We start from the raw sequence: 2,430 nt of genomic DNA on the forward strand, positions 1-2,430 counted from the left end.
CCCCCCAGGCAACCAACACGACTCGGTGACCTGCGGAATCACCCGCTCCTCTCTGGTGCGGCGGTCCCCCACTGTGCGTCCTCGTCCACCAACGTCCGTCATGATCGTCACCCAGATAGTCACTCAACTGGCTGCTCACCCTCGCGGCCACGGACTCGCTTGACGAGCCACGGCACTAACCGTACGAGGAACATGCCCAGCCCTACGCTGATCATGGGACGAAGGATGTCGCGCACGTATCTCCCTAAAGTTGCCTGACCTCTTCTGTGTGAAAGAACTTCCGGGTTGGCTGGACCTGCGCCGACATGGGCGATGAGCTGCGGAGAGAGTCCACTGGCGTCCGTGGTTGTCCGGCGCTGTGCTTACCGGTCGTCACTCGGTTAGTCACCCAGGTCACCCCCATCGACCCCTCGCTTATAAGAGGGGGATGCCCCTGGCGGGGCGCCCACGGGTCTGGGGCGCTCCGTCCGGCGGGGTCCGTCCGCATCCACGACCTCGGGTAGCTGTTCGTACCAGCCCCCTACTGTCGCCGTTGCTGTCAACTGCGAGTCGCGCGCTTCACTAACTGTCAACCAGCCGACAGAAGACTCCCACCCTTGCCGTCCGCTCGGGACGATCAATGGTCATGGCAGACAATAGCCCGCACCTTCGAGAAGCAGCGGAGTGCCTGCGGCATGCGCCCAAACAAGACTCGGTGGCCGGTTCGTCGGCGATGGCGCAGATGGCTCTCGCGCACGCCGCACTGGTGATCGCCACCGAGTTGGCAGCTCTGCGCGAGGAAGTGGAGGCACTGCGCGAGGCAGTTACGGACCGGGACGGGTTCGCCTCCGCCGACCACCTGCGGAACATCAACGAATGGGTCGAGCGCATTGCCAAGGCTTAGCGGCAGCTCGCGTGCTTAAAGATCAGGGACCCGTGGTGTGCCAGGGTGATGTGAGGAGTTGAAGCGGTCAGGTATGGGGTAGGAACCCCTTGTGCCTTAGAGTGTCGACCGGAGATCTTGTAGAGGCATTAACGCAGGCAGCTAACCCTTGGACCAGTGTGAGCTTCAGCAGTCAATTCAACCACTTCCTAGTCCCGACTCAAGCAGAAGTAGAGGATGCAATAAGAACAGGGGTTGTCGTCTTCGACACCAACGTGCTACTCAACCTCTACCGTTTCGCCCCTACCGCACGCAATGAACTGCTTGCCGCCTTCAGAAAGCTCGGAGACAGGATCTTCGTGCCCCATCAAGTCGGCCTTGAATTCCACCGAAATAGGCTCGAGGTGATCGCAGACAATCGCGAAGCCTACAAGGTGGCGACGGCATCTATAGCCGAGCACGAGTCGAGTGTTGTCGACGAACTGAAGGAAAAGATTCGCCAACTATCGAATCGAATTGCCCTCTCCGAGAGTGAGAAGAACCGGCTATTGAAGGCCGCTTCCGGCATATTCTTGCCCCTGACTCAGGAGCTTGACGAAATGCGAGCGCGTCACGGCCTCGATGATCCGCTCGCGAATGACGACATACTCGAACAGTTACAATCTATCTTTGCGAACAAAGTCGGTTCGCCCTTCACTGAAGATGAGCAGAGGGCTGCGCTAGAGGAAGCGGCGCGGCGAAACAAGGAAAAGATTCCACCAGGATACAAAGACGCTCCAAAACACGGAGATTATTTCGTGTGGAAGCAGAGCCTGGTAGGCGCAGCGAACCGATCAGCCAAGCTCCTCGTCTTCGTCACGGGTGACGTGAAGGAGGACTGGTATTTGCGTGTGCAGGGCAAGTCCTTATGCGCTCGTCCCGAATTGTCGGAGGAAGCATTCAGGGAGACAGGTGCCCGCTTGGTTCTGATGCGCACCGAAACGTTCTTGCGTCACGCTTCAAACTTTTTGGACGCCGCAGTAAGTCCGGATACTATTCGCCAAGCAGAGGAATTACCTGATCCGGAAGTCACGCTGGCCGTCCGAGAAGCCGGGGATAAGGTCGGCGAACTGAGAGCTTGGCTCTCTCAAGTCGAGATGGAGCTAAATATCATCGAGAGGCGATTGGTCAATGCTCGGGACGAGTGGTCCGACGTGAGATCCGCCATTTCCAGCTCTCAAGCGAGCAGTGAGGAAGAGCGAAGCGAGCTTTTCGCGTACTCTAACCAACTTCAGTCCCAGCTTAGATCTCTGCTGGACTCGCGCGACAATCTCACCCGCCAGCGGGCTCAGGTCGTCGCCAGCCTTTCAGATGCGGAATCTCTACTTGCGCAAATTGCTCCAGTGAACATAAGACGAGCACTCGGGGGTTAACCCATCCCGTCTGCCCTCGACCCGCCCTCCTGGGGAGCGGGCCGCCGCCCGGCCCGCCACGTCAAGCGGACCTTGACGGCTCGTTCGGACGCTGGCGGGTCGGGCGGTGGTCTGCTCGGCTTGCCCGGATCGATGGCAGACGGGATGGCCTACCGC

The 2,430-nt window shown here is 59.4% G+C and carries 2 protein-coding genes; both read left to right on the plus strand.

The window, feature by feature from the left end; all coding sequences use genetic code 11:
- The first annotated feature begins 625 nt into the window (after positions 1-625).
- Positions 626-883, plus strand: a complete 258-nt coding sequence (locus AB0H57_RS32715; RefSeq protein ID WP_357512602.1) for a hypothetical protein — start codon at positions 626-628, stop codon at positions 881-883.
- A 158-nt stretch (positions 884-1,041) separates the two neighbouring features.
- Positions 1,042-2,274: a PIN domain-containing protein gene (locus tag AB0H57_RS32720; RefSeq protein ID WP_357512604.1), complete on the plus strand. Its 1,233-nt coding sequence runs from the start codon at positions 1,042-1,044 to the stop codon at positions 2,272-2,274.
- Positions 2,275-2,430: the final 156 nt, after the last annotated feature.

The sequence above is a fragment of the Micromonospora sp. NPDC050686 genome (assembly GCF_040654475.1).
Classification (GTDB): domain Bacteria; phylum Actinomycetota; class Actinomycetes; order Mycobacteriales; family Micromonosporaceae; genus Micromonospora.